General features: G+C 64.3%; 17 protein-coding genes. 9 read left to right on the top strand and 8 right to left on the bottom strand.

Translation table 11 applies throughout. The annotated features are described in order from the left end of the window. Nucleotides 1-53: 53 nt before the first annotated feature. Nucleotides 54-1,349 (top strand): MFS transporter, encoded by a 1,296-nt coding sequence (tcuC, locus tag GCT19_RS12470; protein ID WP_152852114.1) that lies wholly within the window; start codon nucleotides 54-56, stop codon nucleotides 1,347-1,349. A 43-nt stretch (nucleotides 1,350-1,392) separates the two neighbouring features. After that, nucleotides 1,393-2,175, top strand: coding sequence for a substrate-binding domain-containing protein (locus GCT19_RS12475; RefSeq protein WP_152852115.1), 783 nt, complete (start codon nucleotides 1,393-1,395; stop codon nucleotides 2,173-2,175). Between the two features lie 40 nt (nucleotides 2,176-2,215). Here the strand turns inward: GCT19_RS12475 and dctA are convergent, their stop codons facing one another. The 4 genes from dctA to GCT19_RS12495 are packed head-to-tail and all read right to left on the bottom strand — an operon-like array spanning nucleotide 2,216 to nucleotide 5,268. Continuing rightward, nucleotides 2,216-3,523, bottom strand: a complete 1,308-nt coding sequence (gene dctA, locus GCT19_RS12480) for a C4-dicarboxylate transporter DctA (protein WP_321576795.1) — start codon at nucleotides 3,521-3,523, stop codon at nucleotides 2,216-2,218. Continuing rightward, the gene (locus tag GCT19_RS12485; RefSeq protein ID WP_321576796.1) at nucleotides 3,520-4,488 is read right to left on the bottom strand and encodes a LysR family transcriptional regulator; all 969 of its coding nucleotides are present in this window, start codon (nucleotides 4,486-4,488) and stop codon (nucleotides 3,520-3,522) included. The genes dctA and GCT19_RS12485 overlap by 4 nt, the downstream gene beginning before the upstream one ends. A 57-nt stretch (nucleotides 4,489-4,545) precedes the next feature. After that, complete coding sequence (locus tag GCT19_RS12490; RefSeq protein WP_018432183.1) at nucleotides 4,546-4,953, bottom strand: GFA family protein; 408 nt, start codon at nucleotides 4,951-4,953, stop codon at nucleotides 4,546-4,548. A 30-nt stretch (nucleotides 4,954-4,983) separates the two neighbouring features. Next, on the bottom strand, nucleotides 4,984-5,268 hold the full coding sequence (locus GCT19_RS12495) for a hypothetical protein (protein ID WP_152852117.1): 285 nt from the start codon (nucleotides 5,266-5,268) through the stop codon (nucleotides 4,984-4,986). An 84-nt stretch (nucleotides 5,269-5,352) separates the two neighbouring features. Between GCT19_RS12495 and imuA the strand changes: the two genes are divergently transcribed. The 7 genes from imuA to GCT19_RS12530 all read left to right on the top strand — a co-directional run bounded on the left by imuA (nucleotide 5,353) and on the right by GCT19_RS12530 (nucleotide 17,199). Beyond that, nucleotides 5,353-6,060, top strand: a complete 708-nt coding sequence (gene imuA, locus GCT19_RS12500) for a translesion DNA synthesis-associated protein ImuA (protein WP_026228047.1) — start codon at nucleotides 5,353-5,355, stop codon at nucleotides 6,058-6,060. After that, on the top strand, nucleotides 5,990-7,459 hold the full coding sequence (locus GCT19_RS12505) for a Y-family DNA polymerase (protein WP_184129880.1): 1,470 nt from the start codon (nucleotides 5,990-5,992) through the stop codon (nucleotides 7,457-7,459). The genes imuA and GCT19_RS12505 overlap by 71 nt, the downstream gene beginning before the upstream one ends. Before the next feature lie 32 nt (nucleotides 7,460-7,491). After that, nucleotides 7,492-10,641, top strand: a complete 3,150-nt coding sequence (locus GCT19_RS12510) for an error-prone DNA polymerase (RefSeq protein ID WP_152852118.1) — start codon at nucleotides 7,492-7,494, stop codon at nucleotides 10,639-10,641. Between the two features lie 48 nt (nucleotides 10,642-10,689). Continuing rightward, on the top strand, nucleotides 10,690-11,649 hold the full coding sequence (locus tag GCT19_RS12515) for an SOS response-associated peptidase family protein (RefSeq protein ID WP_152852119.1): 960 nt from the start codon (nucleotides 10,690-10,692) through the stop codon (nucleotides 11,647-11,649). Nucleotides 11,650-12,032: 383 nt separating this feature from the next. After that, on the top strand, nucleotides 12,033-14,528 hold the full coding sequence (locus GCT19_RS12520) for a glycogen/starch/alpha-glucan phosphorylase (protein ID WP_152852120.1): 2,496 nt from the start codon (nucleotides 12,033-12,035) through the stop codon (nucleotides 14,526-14,528). After that, nucleotides 14,518-16,614, top strand: a complete 2,097-nt coding sequence (glgX, locus tag GCT19_RS12525; protein WP_227749243.1) for a glycogen debranching protein GlgX — start codon at nucleotides 14,518-14,520, stop codon at nucleotides 16,612-16,614. The genes GCT19_RS12520 and glgX overlap by 11 nt, the downstream gene beginning before the upstream one ends. A gap of 117 nt (nucleotides 16,615-16,731) precedes the next feature. After that, nucleotides 16,732-17,199, top strand: coding sequence for an SgcJ/EcaC family oxidoreductase (locus GCT19_RS12530; protein ID WP_152852121.1), 468 nt, complete (start codon nucleotides 16,732-16,734; stop codon nucleotides 17,197-17,199). A 39-nt stretch (nucleotides 17,200-17,238) separates the two neighbouring features. Here GCT19_RS12530 and GCT19_RS12535 read toward each other — a convergent pair whose 3' ends face one another. From GCT19_RS12535 to GCT19_RS12550, 4 genes are all read right to left on the bottom strand, one after another. Then, nucleotides 17,239-18,693 carry a DUF2252 domain-containing protein gene (locus tag GCT19_RS12535; RefSeq protein WP_321576797.1) on the bottom strand — a complete coding sequence of 485 codons (1,455 nt, stop codon included), beginning with the start codon at nucleotides 18,691-18,693 and terminating at the stop codon, nucleotides 17,239-17,241. Nucleotides 18,694-18,770: 77 nt separating this feature from the next. Continuing rightward, complete coding sequence (locus GCT19_RS12540; RefSeq protein WP_152852122.1) at nucleotides 18,771-20,507, bottom strand: SulP family inorganic anion transporter; 1,737 nt, start codon at nucleotides 20,505-20,507, stop codon at nucleotides 18,771-18,773. A 14-nt stretch (nucleotides 20,508-20,521) separates the two neighbouring features. Continuing rightward, nucleotides 20,522-21,304, bottom strand: coding sequence for a potassium channel family protein (locus GCT19_RS12545; RefSeq protein ID WP_018432194.1), 783 nt, complete (start codon nucleotides 21,302-21,304; stop codon nucleotides 20,522-20,524). Between the two features lie 133 nt (nucleotides 21,305-21,437). Continuing rightward, the gene (locus GCT19_RS12550; protein WP_152852123.1) at nucleotides 21,438-24,128 is read right to left on the bottom strand and encodes an ATP-dependent Clp protease ATP-binding subunit; all 2,691 of its coding nucleotides are present in this window, start codon (nucleotides 24,126-24,128) and stop codon (nucleotides 21,438-21,440) included. Nucleotides 24,129-24,159: the final 31 nt, after the last annotated feature.

Here is a 24,159-nt window from a genome sequence, read left to right on the forward strand (position 1 = left end):
AACCACAATCGGCCGGACCACCGCGTCTTTTCAAGATCTCAGGAGACACCTCGATGCACCCCTCGTCTAACCTTTCCACCGGACGTTCGAAGGCCGCCACGGTTTTCCGTGTAACGGCCGGGAATTTCCTGGAGCAGTTCGACTTCTTCCTGTTCGGCTTCTACGCCACGCAGATCGCCAACGTTTTCTTCCCCGCCCACAGCGAGTTTGCCTCGTTGATGATGACGTTCGCCGTGTTCGGCGCCGGCTTCCTGATGCGCCCGCTGGGCGCGATCGTGCTCGGCGCCTACATCGACGACGTCGGCCGCCGCAAGGGCCTCATCGTCACGCTTTCGATCATGGCGAGCGGCACGATCCTGATCGCGTTCGTACCGGGCTACGCGACGATCGGACTTCTGGCGCCCGCGCTCGTGCTGCTCGGACGGCTGCTGCAGGGCTTCTCGGCGGGCGCGGAGCTGGGCGGCGTGTCGGTGTATCTTGCCGAGATGGCCACGCCCGGCCGCAAAGGGTTTTTCACGAGCTGGCAGTCCGCGAGCCAACAGGTGGCGATCGTCGTCGCCGCGGGCCTCGGCTTCGGGCTCAATCAGTGGCTGAGCGCATCGGCCATCGCAGCATGGGGTTGGCGCGTGCCGTTCTTCGTGGGCTGCATGATCGTGCCGTTCATCTTCATGCTGCGTCGCAATCTGGAGGAAACGCAGGAGTTCAAGGCGCGCCAGCATCGTCCGACCATGAAGGAAGTACTCGGCACGCTGGTCCAGAACTGGGCCGTCGTCGTCGCAGGCATGATGCTGGTGGCGATGACCACCACGAGCTTTTACCTCATCACGGTCTACGCGCCGACCTTCGGCAAGACGGTCCTGCACCTGAGCACCGCCGACAGCCTGCTCGTGACGCTGTGTGTCGGCGTATCGAACTTCGTGTGGCTGCCGATCGGCGGGGCGCTCTCCGACAAGCTCGGCCGCCGGCCGCTCCTCGTCGCCATGACGGTGCTCGCCATCGCGACCGCTTACCCGGCACTGTCGCTGCTCGCTCACGCGCCGAGCTTCGTCAACATGCTGCTCGTCCTCCTTTGGCTCTCGTTCATGTACGGCATCTATAACGGTGCGATGGTCGTCGCGCTCACGGAAGTGATGCCGGTGCAGGTGCGCGTTGCCGGGTTCTCGCTCGCCTACAGCCTCGCGACGGCCGTGTTCGGAGGCTTCACGCCCGCGATCTCGACGGCGCTCATTCATATGACTGGCGACAAGGCCGCGCCCGGATACTGGATGAGCCTCGCCGCAGCGTGCGCGCTGTTGGCGACGTTCGCGCTCTATCGCCGCCGCGCAGTAACGCTGACGCCGGCGCACTGATGCGCTTGCCCCGCATCCACCGCAACCGCACACGACCATGACCATGAAAAATCTGCTTCTGAAACTTTGCGCCGCGGCGCTCGTCGCAGGCTCGGCCGCTGCGGCGAACGTGCAGGCCGCCGACCTGCACGTGATGAGCTCCGGCGGCTTCACCGCCGCGTACAAGGTGCTCGGCCCGAGGTTCGCGTCCCAGACTGGCAACACGCTCGACACCTCGCTCGGGCCCTCGATGGGCAAATCGCCCGAAGCGATCCCCAACAGGCTCGAGCGCGGCGAGCCCGCGGACGCCGTCATCATGGTCGGCTACGCACTCGACGAGCTGATCAAGCAAGGCAAGGTCATCCCCGGATCGCGGGTAGAGCTGGCCGATTCGCGCATCGGCATGGTCGTGCGCGAAGGGGCGGTGAAGCCCGACATCGGCTCACCCGAGGGCCTCAGGCAGACCCTGTTGCAGGCGAAGTCGATCGCCTACTCGGACAGCGCGAGCGGCGTTTATATCGAGCGAGAGCTGTTCAGGAAGCTGGGCATCGAGGATCAGGTCAGGTCGAAGGCGAAAATGATCCCGCGGATTCCGGTGGCGTCGGTGGTGGCAAACGGGGACTACGAAATCGGCTTCCAGCAGGTGAGCGAATTGCTGCCCGTCCAGGGCGCCACGTTCGTCGGCAAGATTCCCGAGTCTCTGCAGTCCGTCACACGTTTCGCCGCCGGCATTCCCGTCGGGGCGCGGCATCCGAAGGAAGCGAAAGCGCTTCTCGACTATCTTGCTTCACCCGATGTACAAGCGGAAGTGAAATCGACCGGGCTCGATTCCGTCGTGGCGCATTGAGGCAGAACCACGGAAAGGCTTGTCTCAGCCAGTATTCCCGTCACCGCAAGGCGTCTGTCGCGGGATCATTCGCGACGTCCGGGCGGGCTGGCTCGGGCGCCGTGAGCATCTGTGCGAGACGTGCTCGATCGCACGCGCCTTCCCACATCGAAACGAAGATCACTGCGCACGCGTTGCTGATGACGCTCGTCAGCGCCCGCGCCTCGGACATGAAGCGGTCGATGCCCACCAGCAGCGCCGCCCCGGCAACCGGCAAGTCCGGAATCACCGTGAGCGTAGCGACGAGCGCGACCAGCCCGCTGCCGGACACGCCGGCCGCGCCCTTGGAAGTGAGCAGCATGACGGCGAGCATCGTCGCGGTCTGAGACGCGGATAGCGGCACATCGCACGCCTGAGCGATGAACATCGAGGCGAGCGTCAGATAGATCGCGGTGCCGTCCAGATTGAACGAATAGCCCGCGGGCAGCACGAGACCGACGACGCCCTTGTCGCAACCGAGCGCCTCCAGCTTCCCGATCAAACGCGGCAGCACCGGCTCCGTCGACGATGTCGCGAGAACGATGAGCAATTCCTCGCGCAGGTAGCGCAGGAGTCGCCAAAGCGCGAAACCGTGCAGCCGCGCGAGCGGCGCGAGCACCAGCGCAACGAACATCACGCATGCGACGTAGAACGACACCATCAGCATGCCGAGCGAGCCGACCGAGCGGATGCCGAAGCGGCCCACCGTGAACGCCATCGCGCCGAACGCTTCGAGCGGAGCGAGCCGCATGATCATCGCGAGGACGCGAAACAGGATCTGGGCGACGCCGTCGATGAGCGCCAGCACGGGCCGGCCGGCCTGCGGATATGAATTCAGAGAGAAGCCGAACAGCAGCGAGAGCAGCAGCACCGGCAGCACCTCGCCCTTCTCGAAGGCCCCGAGCATCGTCTCCGGGATCACGCTCAAGCCGAACGCCACGAGTCCGCGCGCCTGCGCGTGCTTCGTATATTGCGCGAGGATGCTCGAATCGAGATGATGTACGTCGATGTGCATGCCCGCGCCAGGTCGCAGCACGAACGCGATGCCGAGTCCGAACACGAGCGCGACGGCCGTCAGGCAATAGAAAAGTGCCAGCGCCCGGATGATCGTGCGTCCGATGGCCTTCCCGCTGGCGAGCGACGTAATGCCCGAGACGATCGTGCAGAAGACGATCGGCGCGACCATCATCCGCACGAGCCCGAGAAACGCGTCGCTGAGCGGCTTGAGCAGCGCGCCCGTTGCCGGCCAGAAATGGCCGAGGATCATGCCGAGCACCATGGCCAGCAGGACTTGCACATAGAGCGGACGAAGCGGTCTTGCCAACCTCACGATGCGGTCTTCCTTCCTGTCTTGACTGTCGCCGTAACGTTATTGCCCACGGCATCACCGCTTGCGGCTCCGGCGCGCTTCATCTCGATGATCGTCCGATGAAACTCCTGGGCGGCCGGTGTGAGCGGCCGTCCGCGCCGTCTTACGATTCCCACGCGTCGTCTCACCACCGGTTCGACGAGCGGCACGCTCGTGAGGATCGGGTGGTCATGTCCGGGCATGGCCATCGACGGCACGGCGGCGACGCCGAGCCCCGCTTCGATTAACCCGAGCATGGTCGTCACGTGTCGCGTCTCGCAGACGCTCGGCGCACGTGGCGCGACGCTCGAGAGCGCCTGGTCGAGCAACAGACGGTTGCCGGAAGTCTTGTCGACCGACACGTAATCGTGCTCGTAAAGCTCTCTCCAGGTCACGCGCTTCTTGCGTGCGAGGGGATGATCGCGGCGGCAAGCAGCAACGAACCGCTCTTGCAGCAGGACTTTGAACTCGATCTCGGACTCTTGACTGCCCATGAAGCTCACGCCGAAATCAGCCTCGCCGCTGATGACGGCGCCAAGCACCTCGTTGGCGCTCGCATCCAGAAGTTTGACCCGGATGCGTGGAAAGCGGCGATGGTAGCTCGCGATGACGCTCGGCAGAAAGTAGTACGCGACCGATGGCACGCACGCGATAGTCACATGACCCAGGCGGCTCGATGAAACATCGCGAATGCCGAGCAGTGCGATGTCAAGGTCATCCAGCAGTTGTTCCGCGCTCGGGGCGAACACGCGGCCGACCGTTGTGAGTGTGACGCTACGCGTGGTTCGCTCGAAGAGACGCACGCCGAGCGCTTCCTCGAGCTTGTCGATCCGACGACTCAAGGCCGGTTGCGAAATGCTCACCGCCTCGGCGGCCTTGCGGAAGCTGCCCAGCTCCACCACCGCGCGAAATGCCTGCAAGTCGTTCAAGTCGAAGTTGACGCCCACGACCGGTCTCCGCATCTTGGAATCCGATTATTTTGCATTATTCAGGAGACGCAGCGATCAAAGATGCCGCGTTTGCTCGGGCGGATTGCCCCAGTCATTGTGCAACCCATCGCGATAAGTCACGGGCGCACTCAACGCCGCATCGAGATCGAGTTCATCGAGACACATGATGTTGACGTTGATATACGGATACCCCGTGCCGTTCGGCATATCGATCCGATCGAATACATGGACCCCGCAGCGCCGGCAGAACGGATGATGCGCGACCGCATTTTTCCCCTGATATTCGCTGAGCGCGGCTTCGTCCGAAAGCAGACGAAAGTCCTCCCGGCGAACCTGCACGTGCCAGAATCGCAGCCTGCTGCAATAACTGCAATTGCATTTCGACGTGCCTTCGTCGAAATCGATGCGAGCCTCGAACTTCACGGATTGGCAATGGCAACTTCCGAGGTACGTGCGCAGCATGGGGTTCTCCGAGGTTGAGGACCGCTGCAATTATGGACGGCACGACTTCGCGCTGCCAACGCACGAGCCGTCGCAACCCTCGCAGTAATGACGGTCGCGCACCGCGCGATCCACGCGCCAGACATTCGCCGCAACCGGCTGCGCCGTCCCCACCGAGCGGCCGTTTTCCCGCGCATGAAAGCTCGGCTCGCCCGCCTTGCCGCGGCGGATCGCTTCATCGATGCCCGGCTCGCCGAACACCGCTTTCAGTTCGGCCACGAACGCCGCGATCTCGGGCATCGGATGCCCGGCCGGCTTGCGCACTCGCATGTCCATTCATCCGCTCCCGAAAAAAGTGCCTATTCGCCATATCTTAAAAACGATGTAGGATACTGTATATCCATACAGGTATTTTCGCAAATGACAACCGCCCTGCCAGCACCGGAAGCCATTCACCCGTCCTTGTGGCGGGCGTCCCAGCTTGGCGCTGGCCGCGGCCGCAGCGTCGATACCGGCTATCCGGCCCTGTCGGCGGAATTGCCCGGCGGCGGCTGGCCGCTCGGCGCGCTGGTCGATCTGCTGGTGCAGCAGGCCGGCGTCGGCGAACTGCGGCTGTTGCAGCCGGCGCTCAGCGCCGTCGGCGAGCGTCCGGTCGCCTTCGTGCAGCCGCCGCATACGCCGGACGGCCTCGGGCTGAACTACATCGGCCTGTCGCTGCAGCAGGTGCTACGCATCAATGCGCCGAAAACCGCCGACGCGCTGTGGTCCGCCGAGCAGATCCTGCGCGCCGGCAGTTGCGGCGCGCTGATCTTCTGGGCGCAGTACGCGCAGGCGTCGTCGCTGCGCCGGCTGCATCTGGCCGCGCAGTCGTCGGAGACGCTGTTCATCATGGTGCGGCCGCTCGCCACCGCGCAGGACGCGTCGCCCGCGCTGCTGCGGCTCGCGCTCAGGCCATCGGCCGAAGGTCTGACCATCGACATCGTGAAACGACGAGGGCCCGCTCGCGCAGAGCCCCTGTCGATTCCCCTTCAACCCACTCCCGTTCTGCTTTCCCGACATGCGCGTCTTTCTCGCCGTTCATCTGCCAAAGTTGCCGCTCGAGGTCTTCAGACCGAAGTGGTCGCCTGAGCCCGCGCATGGCTGCGCGGTGCTGGAGAAAGACAAGGTGGTCATGGCCGATCCCGCCGCGCGCTCGGCAGGCGTGCGTGCGGGCATGAAGCGCGGCGGCGTGCTGACGCTGTCGCCGGAAACCGAGATGTACGAGCGCGATAGCGGCCGCGAAGCGGCGGCCCATCGCGAGGTGGGGATCGCGCTGATGCGCTTCTCGCCCGAAGTCGCGCTGCTCGACGAGGCGACGGTGGTCGTCGAGATCGGCGCGAGTCTGCGGCTCTTTGGCGGCCTGCTCGCGCTGTGCCGAGGCGCGAAAGCCATCCTCGATGCGCTCGGCTTCACCGCGCGCATCAGTGCCGCGCCGACCGGCCAGGGCGCGTGGCTGCTCGCGAAGTTCGGCAACCGCCGCGTGCTGAAGCTGGCATCGCTCGAACAGCGCCTCGCTGCCCTGCCGATGCTCGCCGTGCCCGAAGTCCGCCCGTTCGCCGACTGGTTCACGGGCCTCGGTTGCGAGCGCATCGCCGATCTGCGCCGCCTGCCCCGCGCCGGCTTGCAGCGCCGCTGCGGCGAACATCTGCTCGACTCGCTCGACCGCGCATTCGGGACCGCGCCTGAACTGTTCGACTGGCTCGAACTGCCACCCACGTTCTCGGCGCGCATCGAGATGCCGGACCGGCTCGAACACGCGGATGGCGCGGTGTTCGGCGCGCAGCGGCTCGTCGTGCAACTGTGCGGATGGCTGTGTGCGAAACAGCTGGCGGTCAGCGGCATTCGCCTGTCGCTCGAACACGAGCGCGGCCGCAATGCGATCGAGCCGACCACGATCGACATCGCACTTGGCGAGCCGACCTGGCGCGAAGAACATCTGATGCGGTTGCTGAAGGAGCGGCTGCATCGCATCGAGCTCGCCGCGCCCGTGATTGCGTTGCGGCTCGATGCGTCGAACGTCGAGTCGGCCGCGCCCGCGTCCGATACGCTGTTTCCCGAACCGGGCGGCTCGCAGGAAGACCACGAGCGCCTGCTCGAACTGCTGGTCGCGCGGCTCGGCGAAGAGAACGTGCTGAAGCCCGCGCCGAGCGCCGATCATCGCCCGGAGATCGCGAACCGCTGGCTGCCGGTGTCGCAGCCGGTCAAACCCGAACCGCTGCCGCAGAATCTGCCGCGCCCGACGTGGATGCTCGACACGCCGGTGCGTCTGTTGATGCGCCAGCACCGCCCGTTCTATGGCTCGCCGTTGCGCATGGTGTCGCCGGGCGAGCGCATCGAGAGCGGCTGGTTCGACGGCGAACTCGTCACGCGCGATTACTTCGTCGCGCAGGCGGACGACCAGAGCTGCTACTGGATCTACCGCGAGCGCGTGAGCAGCCGCGACGCGGAAGAAGAGCAACGCTGGTTCCTTCATGGCCTGTTCGGCTGACAGGCGCGGCTGATATGCGCGGATGAACGGCCATGGACACCACCTTCACGATGCTGCCGGCGTATGCCGAGCTGTTCTGCTTTTCCAACTTCACGTTTCTGCGCGGCGCATCGCACGCTGAGGAACTGGCCGAGCGTGCCGCGCAGCTCGGCTACTCCGCGCTCGCGATCACCGACGAATGCTCGCTCGCGGGGGTGGTGCGCGCGCATGTCGCGGCGAAGGAAGCGAAGCTGCCGTTCATCGTCGGTTCGTATTTCCGGCTCGTCAATGCCGATGGTTCGCCGGCCTTCGGCCTGATCCTGCTCGCCCGCAACCGCAACGGCTACGGCAATCTGTCCGAGCTGATCACGCTCGCGCGCATGCGCGCGCCCAAGGGCGAATACCGGCTCACGCCGCAGGATCTGTCGCGGCCGGAGAAGGAATATCGCCACCTGCTCGGCATGCCCGACTGCCTCGCGATTCTGGTGCCGGATTTCCCGGCCAGCGAAGACGCGCTCGACGCGCAGGTCGAATGGCTCGACGAAACCTTCACCGGCCGCGCATGGGTCGGCCTCGTGCTGCATCAGCGCGCGATGGACGACATGCATCGCGGCGCGGTCGAATTCGTCGCGAAGAGCCGCGACGTGCCCGTCGTCGCACTCGGCGAAGTCGTGATGCACGTGCGCTCGCGCAAGCCGCTGCAAGACACGATGACCGCGATCCGGGTCGGCAAACCGGTCCATGAGTGCGGCTACGATCTCGCGCCGAACGCCGAGCAGCATCTGCGCTCGCGGTTGCGCCTGGCCAACCTGTACCCGGAAGATGCGCTGGCCGCGACGGTCGACATCATGAGCCGCTGCACGTTTTCGCTCGACGAGCTGCGCTACGAGTATCCCGACGAGCTGGTGCCGGCCGGCCATACGCCGGCCTCGTATCTTCGCCAGGAGACCTATATCGGCGCGCAGCGGCGTTTTCCGGCGGGGATTCCGCATCACGTGCAGCAGCAGATCGAGCACGAACTCGAACTGATCGCGGACCTGCAATACGAGCCGTATTTCCTGACCGTCTATGACATCGTCCGTTTCGCGCGCAGTCAGCACATTCTGTGTCAGGGGCGCGGCTCGGCCGCGAACTCGGCGGTCTGCTACTGCCTCGGCGTGACCGAGGTGGACCCCGCGCGCGGCAACATGCTGTTCGAGCGCTTCATCAGCAAGGAGCGCGGCGAGCCGCCGGATATCGACGTCGACTTCGAGCACCAGCGACGCGAAGAAGTGATCCAGTACATCTATCGCAAGTACGGCCGCGACCGGGCGGCGATCGCCGCGGCGGTGTCGACCTATCGTCCACGTGGTGCGCTGCGGGAAACGGGCAAGGCGCTCGGCGTCGATCCGCAGATCGTCGATGCGGTCGCGAAGTCGCATCACTGGTTCGATACCAGCCGGGATCTGCTCGCGCGTTTCGCGGAATCCGGCCTCGATCCGGACAAGCCGCTGATTCAGGCCTGGGCGAAGCTCGCCTCGCAACTGCTGAATTTTCCGCGCCACCTGTCGCAGCATTCGGGCGGCTTCGTGATCAGCCGCGGCAAGCTCACGCGGCTCGTGCCGGTGGAAAACGCGGCGATGGCCGACCGCTCGGTGATCGAGTGGGACAAGGACGACCTCGAATCATTGGGCTTGCTGAAGGTCGACGTGCTCGCGCTCGGCATGCTGTCCGCGATCCGGCGCACGCTCGACCTCGTTTCGGAACAGCGCGGAGAACGTTTCGAAATGCAGGACATTCCGTCTGAAGATCCGGCGACCTACGCGATGATTTCAGCCGCCGATACGGTCGGCGTGTTCCAGATCGAATCGCGCGCGCAGATGAGCATGCTGCCGCGCATGCAGCCGCGCACGTTCTACGACCTCGTCATCGAAGTCGCGATCGTGCGGCCGGGTCCGATTCAGGGCGGCGCCGTGCATCCGTACCTGCAGCGCCGCCAGGGCTTCGAGCCCGTCACCTATCCGAGCGACGCGTTGAAGACCGCGCTGGGCCGCACGCTCGGCGTGCCGATCTTCCAGGAGCAGGTGATGCAGGTGGCGATTCTCGCGGCCGGCTTCACCGCCGGCGAAGCCGACCAGCTGCGGCGCGCGATGGCCGCGTGGAAACGCAAGGGCGGACTCGAAAAATACTATGACCGCATCGTGCTCGGCATGCAGGAGCGCGGTTACGATGAGGCCTTCGCCGAGGCGATCTTCGAGCAGATCAAGGGCTTCGGTGAATATGGCTTCCCCGAAAGTCACGCGGCCAGTTTCGCGCTGCTCGTCTATGCGAGCAGCTGGCTCAAGTGTCACGAACCGGAGGCATTTCTCGCCGCGATGCTGAACAGCCAGCCGATGGGCTTCTATTCGCCGTCGCAACTGGTTCAGGATGCGCAGCGGCACGGCGTCACGGTGTTGCCGGTCGATGTGACGGTGAGCGGCTGGGACTCCTCGCTCGAACCGCGTGCGGGGGCGATGCGCCCCGCCGTGCGGCTCGGTCTTTCGCTGCTGCGCGGCATGAAGGACGGCGCCGCCGAACGGATCGAGAACGCGCGCGCGGTTCGTCCGTTCGCGAGCGTCAACGATCTCGCGCGCCGCGCGCAGCTCGACCGCAAAGACCTGCATGCGCTCGCGGATGCGAATGCGTTGGCAGCGCTCGCGGGAAACCGCCGCGAAGCGCTGTGGCAGTCGGTCGTCGCGGTGCCGGACAAGGATATGCTCGCGGCCGCGGCAACTCAGGACGAAACGCCCGAACTGGGCGCACCGAGCGAAGCGCACGACATCGTCGCCGACTACCGCTCGCTCGGCCTGACGCTGAACCGCCATCCGCTGGAACTGCTCAGGCCGCAGTTGCTCGCGAACCGGCTGATGCCGGCCTCGACGCTGCGGACTTATCGCCACGGCCGCCTCGCGCGCGGCTGCGGACTGGTGACGGTGCGTCAGCGTCCTGGCACGGCCAAGGGCGTCGTGTTCGTCACGCTCGAAGACGAGACGGGCAACGTCAATGTGATCATCTGGCCGAGCCTGCTCGAAAAACAGCGCAAGGAAGCGCTGGGCGCCACGCTGCTCGCCGTGTACGGCACGTGGCAGTGTCAGGGAGAAGTACGGCATCTGGTCGCGCAGCGGCTCGTCGATATGTCTCATCTGCTGGGCGAGTTGCAAACGACGAGCAGAAACTTCTGCTGACGCGGGCGCGCGAATGCGTATCATCGGAACAGCAAACGGAGGGCATCCATGTGCTATTCGGCTCAGATTCTGGCGGACTACCGGCGCTACGTCCGCATGTTCGGCGCGCAGATGAGCATCGAGGAATTCGCGCGACTTTTCTTCGAACGCGCTGAGGACAATCAGGCCAAGATTCCCAAAGCGATGGAAGACGCCTTCTCGGAACCGCAGTCCGACGCGGAACGGGAAGTCTGGGCGCTGATCGAGCGCTTCAGATCGCAGCAGACCGTGAAGCTCGAACAGGAACTGTTCAAACAGCGCACCCGCTTCGCCGATGCCGAGCGCTCTTTGCAGACCAAAGTCACGAAGGCGGCGACCGAGAGCCAACGGATCGCCAAAGACAAGATCGACCGCACGCTCGAACGGCTCGACGATCTGCGCCGGGTCGATCCCAAAGCAAGCGACTCGCGCATCTTTCCAGGCTACTACGCGCCGGTACTGGTGATGGAAAACGGCCAGCGCGTCGTCAAGCCGATGCGCTATCAGTGCCGCCTCGCCGGCAAGCCCGCCTCGCACGACACCCGCTATCCGGGCACGTACAACGCTCGTCGCGACAGTCTCGAAGGTTTCTGGAAGACACTATTCGGCTACTCGCATGGACTCGTGCTGGCCAGTTCGTTCTATGAGAACGTATCGCGCGCGCGGATGGAAGGCCGTGCACTGGCGCCCGGCGACAAAGATGAAAATGTCCGGCTGGAGTTCAGCCCCAATCCGCCCCACGACATGCTGGTCGCATGCTTATGGTCACGCTGGAGCGGCAAAGGCGAGCCCGATCTATTGTCCTTCGCGGCCATCACCGATGATCCGCCACCCGAGGTTGCCGCCGCCGGCCATGATCGCTGCATCATTCCGATCAAGCCCGAGCATATCGACGCATGGCTGAATCCCGATCCGCGCGATCTGGCAGCGTCGTACGCGATTCTCGATGACCGGGACCGGCCGTTCTACGAACATCGGATCGCAGCCTGAATACAGCACACGGTTTTCCGGGCCGCGCAATACGGTGTCGGATCATCCTTGCAATCTTCGCGCAGTAACATATTCTCGTTATGGATGTTCGTCGGCTGCCAAAGACTACCCGGTTGTAGCGGTCCGCAACAGGCGCGATCCGGACCCCATCAATCATCGAAACGCCTGCACAGCGCGCCCGACACGATCCACACCTTCGGGCTCCCACTGCAAACACAGGAGACGTCGGTATGGGCAAACATCCCGCGGCGGACGCTTCGCAGCAGACCGCGCTCGGCGGCGACCTGACCTATGCGCAGACGCACGTCACGGACCGCGCCGGGGTCACCGACTGGCTTTGGCCCTTCTGAACCTCACGCGCAGCACGCACCGGGGAAAGCTCCATGGACGACGCTCCCACCACGACTTCGCCGCAAAGCATGGATGCGGCGCGCACCGGCCTGAGCGCCGCCGCGCTGCGGCGCGGCGTGCTCGACAATCTGTTGTGCCTGCTCGGCCGCTATCCGGCCATCGCTTCGCCGCACGACTGGTACATGGCGCTCGCGTACAGCGTGCGCGACCGCATGCTGGCGCGCTGGGCCGCCTCCGTCCAGACCTACGCCGTCAACGATGCGCGCGTGGCCTGCTACCTTTCCGCCGAATTCCTGATCGGCCCGCAACTCGGCAACAACCTCGCCAACCTCGACATCGAGGCCAACGCGCGTGAAGCGCTTGCCTCGCTCGGCGTCGACCTCGATACGCTGCTCGAGATCGAGGAGGAGCCGGGGCTCGGCAATGGCGGGCTGGGCCGGCTCGCGGCCTGCTATCTGGATTCGCTCGCGACGCTGGAAATCCCGGCCATCGGCTATGGCATCCGCTACGAGTTCGGCATCTTCGACCAGCTGATTCGCGACGGCTGGCAGGTCGAAACCACCGACAAATGGCTGCAAAGAGGCAATCCGTGGGAGATCGTGCGCGCGGAGGTGGCTTACTACGTCAGGTTCGGCGGCAGCACGCACAACGAGACCGATGCACGCGGGCACCTGCGTGTGCGCTGGACCCCCACGCGGGAAGTCAAAGGCGTAGCGTGTGACATACCGATTCCCGGCTATCGCGTCAACACCTGCAACACCTTGCGGCTGTGGAAGAGCGAAGCGGTCGAGTCGTTCGACCTGCAAGACTTCAACGCCGGCGACTATTACGAGGCCGTCAACGAAAAGGTCATCTCAGAGACGCTGTCGAAAGTGCTGTATCCGAACGACGAGCCGGAGATCGGCAAGCGCCTGCGTCTCGCGCAGCAATACTTCTTCGTATCGTGCTCGCTGCAGGACATGCTGCGCCTGCTCGAAATCAAGGGCAAACCGCTCGGACACTTCGCGGATCTGTTCAACGTGCAGTTGAACGACACGCACCCGTCGATCGCCGTCGCCGAGCTGATGCGACTGCTGGTGGACGACAAGGAGCTGCCGTGGGACGAGGCCTGGGACATCACGCGGCGCGCGCTCGCGTACACCAATCACACGCTGCTGCCCGAAGCGCTCGAAACCTGGGGGCTGCCGCTGATGCGCAATCTGCTGCCGCGCCTGCTCGAAATCATCTACGAGATCAACCGGCGTTTCCTCGACGAGGTCCGGCAACGCTTTCCGGGCGATGAAGCGCGCATCGCACGCATGTCGCTGATCGACGAGCGCGGAGACAAGCTCGTGCGCATGGCGCATCTCGCGACGGTCGGCGCGCACGCGATCAACGGCGTGGCCGAACTGCATTCCGGGCTGCTCAAGCAGACCGTGCTGCGGGACTTCGCCGAATTGTGGCCCGAGCGCTTTCACAACGTCACGAACGGCGTCACCCCGCGCCGTTTCATGCTGCTTTGCAATCCGGGGCTCGCGCGCCTGCTCGACGAGACCGTCGGGGCTGGCTGGGTCACGGATCTCGCGCGACTGCGCAAGCTCGAAGCCTATGCCGACGACGCCGCGTTCCAGCAGCGTTGGCGCAGCGTGAAGCAGTCGAACAAGGAGGTGCTCGCCGAGCATATCCGCCGCGTCACGGGCATCGGCGTCGACACCGGCGCGCTGTTCGACGTGCAGGTCAAGCGCATCCACGAATACAAGCGGCAACATCTGAACGCATTGCTGATCGTTACGCTGTACCGGCGCCTGCTGCACGATCCGCAACTCGCGCTGACACCGCGCTGCTTCGTGTTCGGCGGCAAGGCGGCGCCGGGCTATGTGATGGCCAAGCTGATCATCCGTTTGATCAACGGCATCGCCGAAGTCGTGAATAACGACCCGGTGGTGAACGGCCGGCTGAAGGTCGTGTTCTATCCGGACTTCAATGTGAAGAATGCGCACTTCATGTACCCCGCCGCCGATCTGTCCGAGCAGATTTCGACGGCCGGCAAGGAAGCGTCGGGCACCGGCAACATGAAGTTCATGATGAACGGCGCGCTGACGATCGGCACACTCGACGGCGCCAACGTCGAGATCCGCGAAGAAGTCGGCGACGAAAACTTCTTCCTGTTCGGCCTGACCGCCGACGAAGTGGCAGAAGTGAGGCGCGCCGGTTATCACCCCGCGGACTACGTGAAGGACAACGCGGAACTGGGCGAAGTGCTGCAACTGATCGCCGACGGTCATTTCTCGCGCGGCGACCGTGAGATGTTCCGTCCGCTCATCGACAATCTGCTGCACGCGGACCCGTTTCTCGTGCTCGCCGATTACGCCGCCTACGTGGCGCGTCAGGACGACGTTAGCGCCGCCTGGCAGGACACGCGGCGCTGGGACCGCATGTCGATCCTGAACACCGCGCGCTCGGGCAAGTTCTCCTCCGACCGGGCCATCCGCGAATACTGCAAGAAGATCTGGCGGATCTGCCCGATAAGGATCACCCTTGACCAATGACCCTGAAACGGCATTGCTGCGTGCTCATGCGGTTCGCCCAGGCTCGCGGTTTCCGACGGGCGTCAGCGTGGTGCCCGGGGGCATCAATTTCTGCATCTTCTGCCGCCACGCGACGCGCGTCGAGCTATTGCTGTACGAGGCCGCCGACAGCCCGGAGCCGTTTCAGATCGTCCCTCTCTGTACCGATGACAATCGAACCTTCTTCTTCTGGCATGTGATGGTGGAAGGACTGCCGTTCGGCACGCACTACACGTGGCGAGTGGATGGTCCGCGCGATACGCAGTCTGGCGGCTCCGCGTTCGATCCCGAGCGCGAACTGCTCGATCCGTATGCCCGCGCGATCAGCGACGTTCTGTGGACACGGCGTCCGGCCGGCGACCCGAACCCCAACCCGCACGCCACGCACCGCGCGATCGTGACGGAACCGCTGCGCGCACCCCCCAACCGTATCTCGCGCGGACTCGACAACGCGATCATCTACGAGCTGCACGTGGGCGGCTTCACGCGTCATCCGTCGAGCGGCGTCCAGCATCCCGGCACCTTCGCTGGCCTGATCGAGAAGATTCCGTATCTCACGCAACTCGGCGTGACCCACGTCGAGCTGCTGCCGGTGATGGCCTTCGACGAGCAGGACGTTCCGCCCGGGACGGCGGCCCTCGGCTTGATCAACTACTGGGGCTACAGCACCCATAGCTTCTACAGCCCGCATCCTCGCTACTGCCTGGACCCTGCGCGCGCGCCGCAGGAATTTCGCGCGCTCACCGACGCGATGCACGCCGCGGGCATCGGGGTGCTGCTCGACGTCGTGTTCAACCATACGGCGGAAGCTGGCGAGACGGGACCTGTCATCAACTTCAAGGGCCTCGTCAACGACATCTTCTACCACCTCGACGAGGCCGACCGGCGACGCTATCGGGACTACACCGGCTGCGGCAACACGGTCAATTGCAACCATCCGCTGGTGACCGCGTTCATCGTTCACTGCCTCGAATACTGGGTCGAGGAACTGGGCGTCGACGGTTTCCGGTTCGATCTGGCGAGTGTCTTCGCGCGCGACCAGCACGGCGAGTTGATGGCCGATCCGCCGCTGCCCTGGGCGATGGAGTCTTCGCGTGTGCTGGCGCGCGTGCCGTTGATCGCGGAAGCGTGGGACGCCGCCGGCATGTACCAGGTCGGCGCCTTTCCCGGCATGGCGTGGGCCGAGTGGAACGGCCGCTATCGGGACGTGATTCGCCGTTTCGTGCGCGGCGACCCGGGCCTCATCGGGGAGGTCGCCACCTGCATCGCGGGCAGCTCGGACCTTTATGCGGACGACGGCAGGCTGCCCGACAACAGCATCAACTTCGTGACGTGCCACGACGGTTTCACGCTGATCGATCTGGTGAGCTACGAGTCGAAACTCAACGAGGCGAACGGCGACGAGAATCGCGACGGCAGTTCCAATAACCTGTCGTGGAACTGTGGAACCGAGGGCGAGACCTCCGACCCGATGATTCTCGCTCTGCGGCTGCGCCAGGCGCGCAACCTGATGGCCATCCTGTTCCTGAGCCAGGGCGTGCCGATGATGCTCGCCGGCGACGAGGTGCTGCGCAGCCAGCGCGGCAACAACAACGCCTATTGTCAGGACAACGCGCTCAGCTGGTTCGACTGGACACCCACCGAAGACGGCTCGGCCATGTCGCGCTTCGTGCATGAATTGATTGCGCTGCACATGCGCCACGCAAGTCTGCGCCGGCAAAATTTCCTGACCGGCCGGCCTTCGCCCGGGCAAACGCGGCCGGATGTGGCATGGCATGGCGAGCGCCTGAACGAGCCCGGCTGGCACGATGCCGGCGCGCGGCTGCTCGCCGTCACGCTGGGCGGCGAGAAGCCGGGTGAGCCGGCGCTGCACATGGTGTTCAACATGAACGATCGCGCGTGCCTGGTCGAGTTGCCCGCGCCGGAGGCGCGGCACTGGCGGCGTATCGTCGATACCGCGCGCGACAGTCCGCATGACATCGTGCAAGTTGCGCAGCAGGGCGTCATCGAAAGCGGGCAATGTCGCGTGGAGGCGCGCAGTGTCGTGGTACTGGAAGAAGCGAGCTGAACTGACGCAAGTTACACCATCTCCTGTCCTCTAATGTCGATGCTGTGGCGGATATGCCGCGCGCAGTTTCGATCTACTGGCGGAACAACCCATCGGCCACCAATCGCGAAGGGCATCATGAAAATCAGCGCATATGGGCCGTCCATCGTCATCGCGATGGTTGCGGTCGTAGTGCATGGCAGCGCATTCGCGAGGTCCGAAGCGTGCCATCCCGCCTCGGAGAAGCAGATTTCCGCGTTGTTCGATCGCTGGAACGACTCGCTGAAAACCGGCGACGCGCAGAAGGTCGTGGCGAACTACGCGCCGAACTCGATCCTGCTCCCGACCGTCTCGAACAAGCCGCGTTTGACCGCCGACGAAAAGCTCGACTATTTCAGGCACTTCCTCGAAAACAAGCCGGTCGGCACGATCGACTTCCGCGACATCATGATCGAATGCAATACGGCGATCGACTCGGGGCTCTATACGTTCAAGTTCGCGGACGGCTCGGTCGTCAAGGCCCGCTATACGTTCACCTACGCGTGGAATGGGCACAAGTGGCTGATCACCAGCCATCATTCGTCGAAGATGCCGGAGGGCAATTAGGCGATGTGATTGAGAAAAAATCAGGCTCGGACTCGAACCTCAATCACGAATGACCTGAATACGTCCCGCCTTGACTGCCGCTTTCAGAAGCGTCCAGTCCGCCTCATTCTGTTCGGCATAAGCGAGCGCGAATTGCACGACGGCTTCGTCGAATGCGTCCGACTTGCCGACATATCCGCTGAGCAACGCGGGGTCGCCTGCTTTCGCCATCGAATGCGCCAGCGCGTGAGCGCAGGACACCGCGTATTCGCCGAGATCTTCGACGTCGAACGTGGTGAAATCGAACGCCCCCTTCATGTCGCGCAATTGCCGCACATAGAAGTCGTTGCCGGTGTGATGCATCTTCGACCAGCCGAGAAAAATGTCGCTGGCCGACTGCAGCAGACGCTGTCCGTTCACTACGCGCTGGCCGTGATTGGCATAGCGGCTCGGCGCCAGATACTCCTCCAGCACGGAAGCCCGTGCCTCCTTCAGTTGCAGGAACAGCGGGCACTCTCCGTCGGCCATGAAGAGCGTCTCGTAGCAACGCGTTCCGACCGAGCCGATGCCCACCACGCGAATGGCGACATCCACCAGTTCGTAGCGATCGAACAGTGCGCGCCTGTCATCGGGAAGCGTCAGCCGATAGTCGGCAAAGAAGCGCCGTACCAGCGTTTGGTACTGTTTCTGGTCGTGCTTGCTCTCGAGCGGAACGTGGTACACGAGCGGGGGCGAGTCCTTGATGCGCAGCTTGCCGTTGACCATCTCGGTTGCGCGAGTCAGCACGGAACGTGATGACTGCTGCCTCGCCTTTTCGATGACCGCCAGTTCTTTCTGCCTCTCCTCCTCCGAATCGGCAATCGCCAGCATGCTCGCTGCCTTGAACTGGCAGTACCAGACGTCGAGCGTGTCCATGCTGCTCAATCCGGCGAGCCGTTGCCGGAAGGTCTCGCAGAGCCGGCGTACCACCGCGCGCTGGTCGCGCATTGCGAAGCCGCGCTCGCGCGCGGCAATCACGAACGAAGCGGCGAGCCTGCGCACGTCCCAGTCGAATGGGCCCGGCAGGGTTTCGTCGAAGTCGTTGGGGCCGAAAAGAATGCGCCGTTCCGGACTCGCGAACAGCCCGAAATTAGCCAGATGCGCGTCGCCGCCCAATTGCACGGTCACGTTGGAATGCGGCAGCTTCGACAGGTCGTGCGCCATCAGCGGTGCGGCGCCCCGATAGAACGCGAACGGACTCGCGACCATCCGACCGTAGCGGATCGGTATCAGCTCGGGCACCCGGCCCACGTTGGACGCATCGAGCAGAGCGATGGGATCGCGATCGACGATCTTGCAGATTCCCAGTTCCGCGCGCGGCGCCTTCTTGCGCGCCGCCTTGCCCTGCTCCATGCGTGCGGCCAGCGAGCCACGCCCGGCGAACAGCATGGACGGATCTTCCTGTGCCGCCAGCGTCTTCGGATCAGCTTGATCGATGGCGGGTTCGATGGACTTCTCAGCAGCGGCATCAGACACGCGTCACTCCTTGTTCGAATCGGGATCAAGCGGCTTTGTCATCTCACTTCCTTCACTTGCCTTCGCTTCGCTTTGCTTCATCGCGGCTGGTCGGCGTCCGGTGCAGCCGCCCACGCGGGCGGCGACAGATCGCGCAGTGCGTCGATCGCCGCATCGACCGTCTCGAAGATCTCGCGATGGGCGCCGCTCACGCGCAGTGCCCTATACCGCTCGAGTTCGTGCCGCACGCCAGCCGGAACCGCGACCACGGCGATACCCAGGCCGCGCTGGTCGAGTTCCGCACCTAGCTGGAGCAAGGTCTTGCCGGCCGTGTAGTCGATATTGCTGATCTCGGTTGCGTCGATCACGACCCAGCGCAACGGAACGCTCGCCTCGTTGACGAGTTTCAGCACTTCCTCGGTGAAGCGCCCCGTGTTCGCATAGAACAGATCCGCCTCGAACCGGTAGATGACGATGCCGGGTGCCGCGAGCAGATTCGGCTCGACGTGATGGGGAATCCAGTGGCCGGTGGGGCCGCGCGTCAACACGCGCGTGCGCAGCCGATAGCTATGCCGCGCATGCGCGATCAGCGACAGCACGACGGCGGCGAGAATGCCGTGCATCACGTCGACGAACACGACCACGCCCGCGGCGAGCAACGCAACGACGAATTCGTCCTTCTGCATGCGAAACAGTTCGGCCATCCCCTTCACGTCGATCAGCTTCACACCGATCAGGAAGACGATTGCCGACAGCACGGCGGCGGGCATCAGGCTGAGCGGCCTCGTGAGGAACAGCAGCACCAGCAGCACGATCACGGCTGTGGTCAGATGGGCGACCTGGGTGCGTCCTCCCGCGTCGTCGATGATCTCGGTCTTGGTCGGACTGCCGTTCACGACGAAGGTGCCGGTGAACGCCGCGACCGCGTTCGCCGCCGCGAGTCCGATGATGTCGGCATTGTCGTCGCCCCTCTCGTTGTTGCGGGTCGCGTAGGCACGCGCGGTCGCCGCGCTCTGCGCGATGATCACGATGAAGCACGAAGCGGCCGTCGCCAGCACCTGGTTGATCTCGCTCATGTGCAGCGGCGGCACGAACAGCGACGGCAGTCCGCCGGGCACTTCGCCCGTCACCGCAATGCCGTGTGCGGCGAAATTGAACACCCCGCTCGCCACGATGGAGCCGATCACGGCGATCAGCGCGCCAGGCGCGTGCGGCACGAGACGCTTGCAGCCGATGATCACCGCGAGTACGGCAAGCGAAAGAAGCGTGGTCGGATAGTTCGCCTCGGCCACCCGTTGAACCACGCTCACCAGTTGCATGACGAGGCCATGCCCCTGCTTCGCGAGCCCGAGCAGCCCGGCGAGTTCCCCCGCCGCGACCTGCACGCCTACCCCCGTCAGAAAGCCGATCAACGCGCTACGTGAAAGAAAGTCGGCCAGAAAGCCGAGCCGAAAGATACGCGCGATCACCAGCATCACGGCGACTGTCAGAGCCACCGTGCTCGTCAGCCCGATGTATTCCTTGCTGCCCAATGCTGCGACGGTCGTCAACGTACCGGCGAGGATCGCGGCCGTCGCGGAGTCCGCCGCGACTACCAGTTGACGCGAAGCACCCAGAACCGCGAACGCCACCAGCGGCAACAGGATCGTATAAAGACCCGTGACGGTGGGCGTGCCGGATATCTTCGTGTACCCCATCACCTCGGGTATGCCGAGGGCTGCGAGCGTGAGCCCGGCGATGATGTCGCGCGGCAGTTGAGAGGAATTGAAGGGCAAAAGCCCTTGCAGAAACGGCGAGTGATGCAGATGAGCGCGCGTGGAAGCCGCTGGTTTCATGGGTCCACCTCCACTCAGGTCGTGAGCTTGCCGACCAGCGCGTTCGCGATGATCTCGTTCGCGATCACTACGTTGGATGCCCCCGCGCTCTCGAACAACATCTTTCTCAAGGGGTTTTCGCCGGGCACTGCAATCGCGAGCGACGCATTCAGCGTATGCGCCGCCAGCGTGATCGCCAGATTGTTGTTGCTGTCGGGGGTCGTCACGACCAGCGCTTTGGCACGGTCCAGCCGCGCGTGCTTAAGCACGTCGTCGAATTCGCCGGGCGGACCCAGGATGACCTGAAAGTCGTGATCCGCCGCCCGTTCGGCCTGCCCCTGATCGCCCACGAGCACGAGCACCGTATGTCCGGCGTCGCGCAGCCGCCCGGCGACCAGTTCACCGAGCGAATGAAATCCCACTACCACGACATGATCGGCAAGTTGGTCGAGCTTGCGCTCCATGATCCTGTTCTCCCGATAAGCCATCACGTCGTCGCCGGATAGCATGCCAGTGAGCCTCGAAACCGCGAATCCGCCGATCAGCATGGTCGCGATCATGGCTACCAGCATGAAGATCTTTTGAGGCCGATTGAATTCGCCAAAGGCGCCGAGTGTCGTGACGAGGTTGAGCCCATCCCACACCGATGTAAGTACTTTGTTTCGGAACGAGGTATTGGACTGATCCAGGATGAACAGCCCGGTGGCGGCACTGCAGAGCAGCAGAACGAGAAGGCCGACCGTGTGGCGTGCGCGGCGGCGCCATTCGCGAATACGGATGGCTCCAAGACGAGGCTCATTTACACGGAAGATCCACATGGTCACCTCGGATGGTCGAAACGATCGAGACAACAGCGAACCCAACCCAAGCAGACAAGCTCCCCCTTTTTGCGCCGGTCGTCAATAGTCAAGAGCCCCATGAAAGAGGCTCTGTAAGCGCCTCGATCGCCTTCTACGGCAATGCTCCCCCTGCTTCGGAGACGGGCTCGAACGCCACCCGCTGCTCCTGCGAGTCGTAGCGGCAAACCACCCGCATCCCTTCACCGATCTCGCCATTGATCAGCGCCTTCGCAAGCGGGTTCTCGACGCGCTGCTGAATCTGCCGGCGCAGTTCGCGCGCGCCGAACTCGGGCCGGTAGCCCTCGCTCGCGAGATGGTCGACGAGTGAGTCGTCGAAGCTCAGCTCGATGTCCTGGCTGCTGGCAATGCGCCGCACCTGCTCCAGCAGAATCCGCACGATATGACGCGTCTCGTCGCGGCCCAGCGACTTGAACACGATGATGTCGTCGATCCGGTTCAGGAACTCCGGTCTGAAATGCTGCCGCAGCACGTTCATCACGCCGCTTTCTACGCTAACGGAGCCCGCCTGGCTGAAAAATCCCGGCCCCGTGCGGTTCTGTCCGGTGATCACGTCGGACGCGAGATTGCTCGTCGCGATAATCAGCGTATTGCTGAAGTCGACGACGCGCCCTTTGCCGTCCGTCAGGCGTCCGTCGTCGAAAACCTGCAGCAGCACGTTGTACACGTCCGGATGCGCCTTTTCGATTTCGTCGAGCAGGATCACGCTGTACGGTCTGCGCCGCACGCGTTCGGTCAGTTGCCCGCCCTCTTCGTAGCCGACGTATCCGGGCGGCGACCCGATCAGACGCGCGACGGTATGACGCTCCATGTATTCGCTCATGTCGAAGCGCAGCATCGCATCCTCGTCGCCGAACACGACTTCGGCGAGCGCTTTCGCCAGCTCGGTTTTGCCGACACCGGTCGGCCCCAGAAACAGAAACACGGCGGTGGGCCGGTGCCGCGCCTGCAAGCCGGCACGCGCGCGCCGCACGGCATCGCTGACGGCCACGACGGCTTCATCCTGGCCGATCACGCGCTGATGCAGGCGCTGCTCCATATTCAGAAGCCGCTCCTTTTCCTCGGCCGTCAACTGCGCGACGGGAATGCCCGTGAGGCGCGCGACGATTTCCGCGACCTGCTCGATGCCCACATGCGATGTTTGGGTGCCAATGCTCTTCTTCCACGCGTCGGTCGAGTCGCGCAGCTGCTCTTCCTTCGCGGTGATCTCGCCGCCGAGTGCATGCGCGCGATCGAATTGCTTGCGCGATGCCGCATAGTCCTGCTCGCGGCGCAATTGGCCGATTTCCGCTTCGAGTTCGAGCACGGCGGCGGGACGCGACGTCGACGATAGATTCACGCGCGCCGCGGCCTGATCGATCAGATCGATCGCCTTGTCGGGCAGAAAGCGCCCGGAGATATAGCGATCCGACAACTCCGCCGCGCCGACGATCGCATCGTCCTGAATCGTCACCTTGTGATGCGCCTCCAGCCTGTCGCGCAGTCCGCGCAGAATGTTGATCGTCTGCACGACGGACGGCTCGGCGATCAGTACCGGCTGAAAGCGCCGTTCGAGCGCCGCATCCTTTTCGATGTACTTCTGATATTCGGCGAGCGTCGTTGCGCCGATCAGATTGAGTTCGCCGCGCGCCATCGGCGGCTTGAACACGTTGGCGATGTCGAGACCGCCTTCGCCACCGCCCTGCCCCGCGCCGACTATCGTGTGCACTTCATCGACGAACAGCACCAGCGAGTCCTGGTTTTCCAGCACTTCGTCGATCACCTGCTTCACGCGCTCTTCGAATTCGCCCCGGTACTTCGCGCCCGCGACGATCGAATTCACGTTGAGCTCGACGAGCCGCTTATTGCGCAGCGACTCCGGCACGTCGCCGTTGACCATCCGCTGAGCCAGCCCTTCGACGACCGCCGTTTTGCCGACGCCGGGCTCGCCGATCAGCACCGGGTTGTTCTTGCGCCGGCGCGCCAGCACTTCGACCATCGTTTCGATCTCGCTCGAGCGTCCGATCACGGGATCGAGCCGGCCTTCGCGCGCGAGTACCGTGAGGTCCCGGCTGTGCTTGTCGAGCTGCGGCGTGCGCGACGGCTGGCGCGGCGCCGCTGGCTTCTGCACGCCGGCCGCGCGCAGCGTCTGCTGACGCAGCGCCGGCGCTTGAACGCCGAGCCGGCCCAGCAGTTGCCCCGCAAAGCTCTCCGGTACTTCGGCCAGACCGATCAGCAGATGTTCGGCGCCGACCGAGCTGTGACCCAGCTGGCGGGACGCAAGGAACGCGCGATCGAGCGCGCTCTTCAGCCGCGGCGAGACACCCATCGGCTCGCGCGGGCTCGGCGCGGCGGGCTCGCGCTTCTCCGCGTTGGCGTCGATATACGCGCGCAAATCGCCCCCCTTCACACCGAGCGAAGCGAGGATCGCTTCGACGGCCGCATGGTCGGCGAGCACGTACAGCAGGTGTTCGGTATCGACCTCGCGACGGCCGAACTGCGCCGCGGTTTCAGCGGCGCGCTGCAGCATCTCCATCGCGACATCGCTGAAATGCCGCTCGATGCTGAACGATTCGCCGCCTTCGACGGGCTGTTGCGCGGCATGCGGATCGGCAGCGGACGGTTCCCGGGCCGATGCCTGCGCGCGAAACAGCGCTTCGAGCGGCGAGATAGAGCGTTGATGGCGGGTCAGTTGCGCGTAGTGAAAATCACAGACGTCGAGCAGCTGACGCTGGTTGTTCTGAAGTACCGCAAGCCGCACCGTCGCCGGCCGGACACCGCAGATATCGCAAAGCAAGCGTGCCATTGTGTGTCGTCTCCATTGCGTCAAGACTTCG

Source organism: Paraburkholderia atlantica (assembly GCF_009362785.1).
In the GTDB taxonomy this organism is placed as follows: Bacteria; Pseudomonadota; Gammaproteobacteria; order Burkholderiales; family Burkholderiaceae; genus Paraburkholderia; species Paraburkholderia atlantica.

Excerpts from the sequence above, each read along its gene's own strand:
- tcuC (WP_152852114.1), top strand. The coding sequence starts at position 54 with ATGCACCCCTCGTCTAACCTTTCCACCGGACGTTCGAAGGCCGCCACG.
- GCT19_RS12475 (WP_152852115.1), top strand. The coding sequence starts at position 1,393 with ATGAAAAATCTGCTTCTGAAACTTTGCGCCGCGGCGCTCGTCGCAGGC.
- GCT19_RS12490 (WP_018432183.1), bottom strand. The coding sequence starts at position 4,953 with ATGCTGCGCACGTACCTCGGAAGTTGCCATTGCCAATCCGTGAAGTTC.
- GCT19_RS12495 (WP_152852117.1), bottom strand. The coding sequence starts at position 5,268 with ATGGACATGCGAGTGCGCAAGCCGGCCGGGCATCCGATGCCCGAGATC.
- imuA (WP_026228047.1), top strand. The coding sequence starts at position 5,353 with ATGACAACCGCCCTGCCAGCACCGGAAGCCATTCACCCGTCCTTGTGG.
- GCT19_RS12505 (WP_184129880.1), top strand. The coding sequence starts at position 5,990 with ATGCGCGTCTTTCTCGCCGTTCATCTGCCAAAGTTGCCGCTCGAGGTC.
- GCT19_RS12510 (WP_152852118.1), top strand. The coding sequence starts at position 7,492 with ATGGACACCACCTTCACGATGCTGCCGGCGTATGCCGAGCTGTTCTGC.
- GCT19_RS12515 (WP_152852119.1), top strand. The coding sequence starts at position 10,690 with ATGTGCTATTCGGCTCAGATTCTGGCGGACTACCGGCGCTACGTCCGC.
- GCT19_RS12520 (WP_152852120.1), top strand. The coding sequence starts at position 12,033 with ATGGACGACGCTCCCACCACGACTTCGCCGCAAAGCATGGATGCGGCG.
- GCT19_RS12530 (WP_152852121.1), top strand. The coding sequence starts at position 16,732 with ATGAAAATCAGCGCATATGGGCCGTCCATCGTCATCGCGATGGTTGCG.
- GCT19_RS12540 (WP_152852122.1), bottom strand. The coding sequence starts at position 20,507 with ATGAAACCAGCGGCTTCCACGCGCGCTCATCTGCATCACTCGCCGTTT.
- GCT19_RS12545 (WP_018432194.1), bottom strand. The coding sequence starts at position 21,304 with ATGTGGATCTTCCGTGTAAATGAGCCTCGTCTTGGAGCCATCCGTATT.
- GCT19_RS12550 (WP_152852123.1), bottom strand. The coding sequence starts at position 24,128 with ATGGCACGCTTGCTTTGCGATATCTGCGGTGTCCGGCCGGCGACGGTG.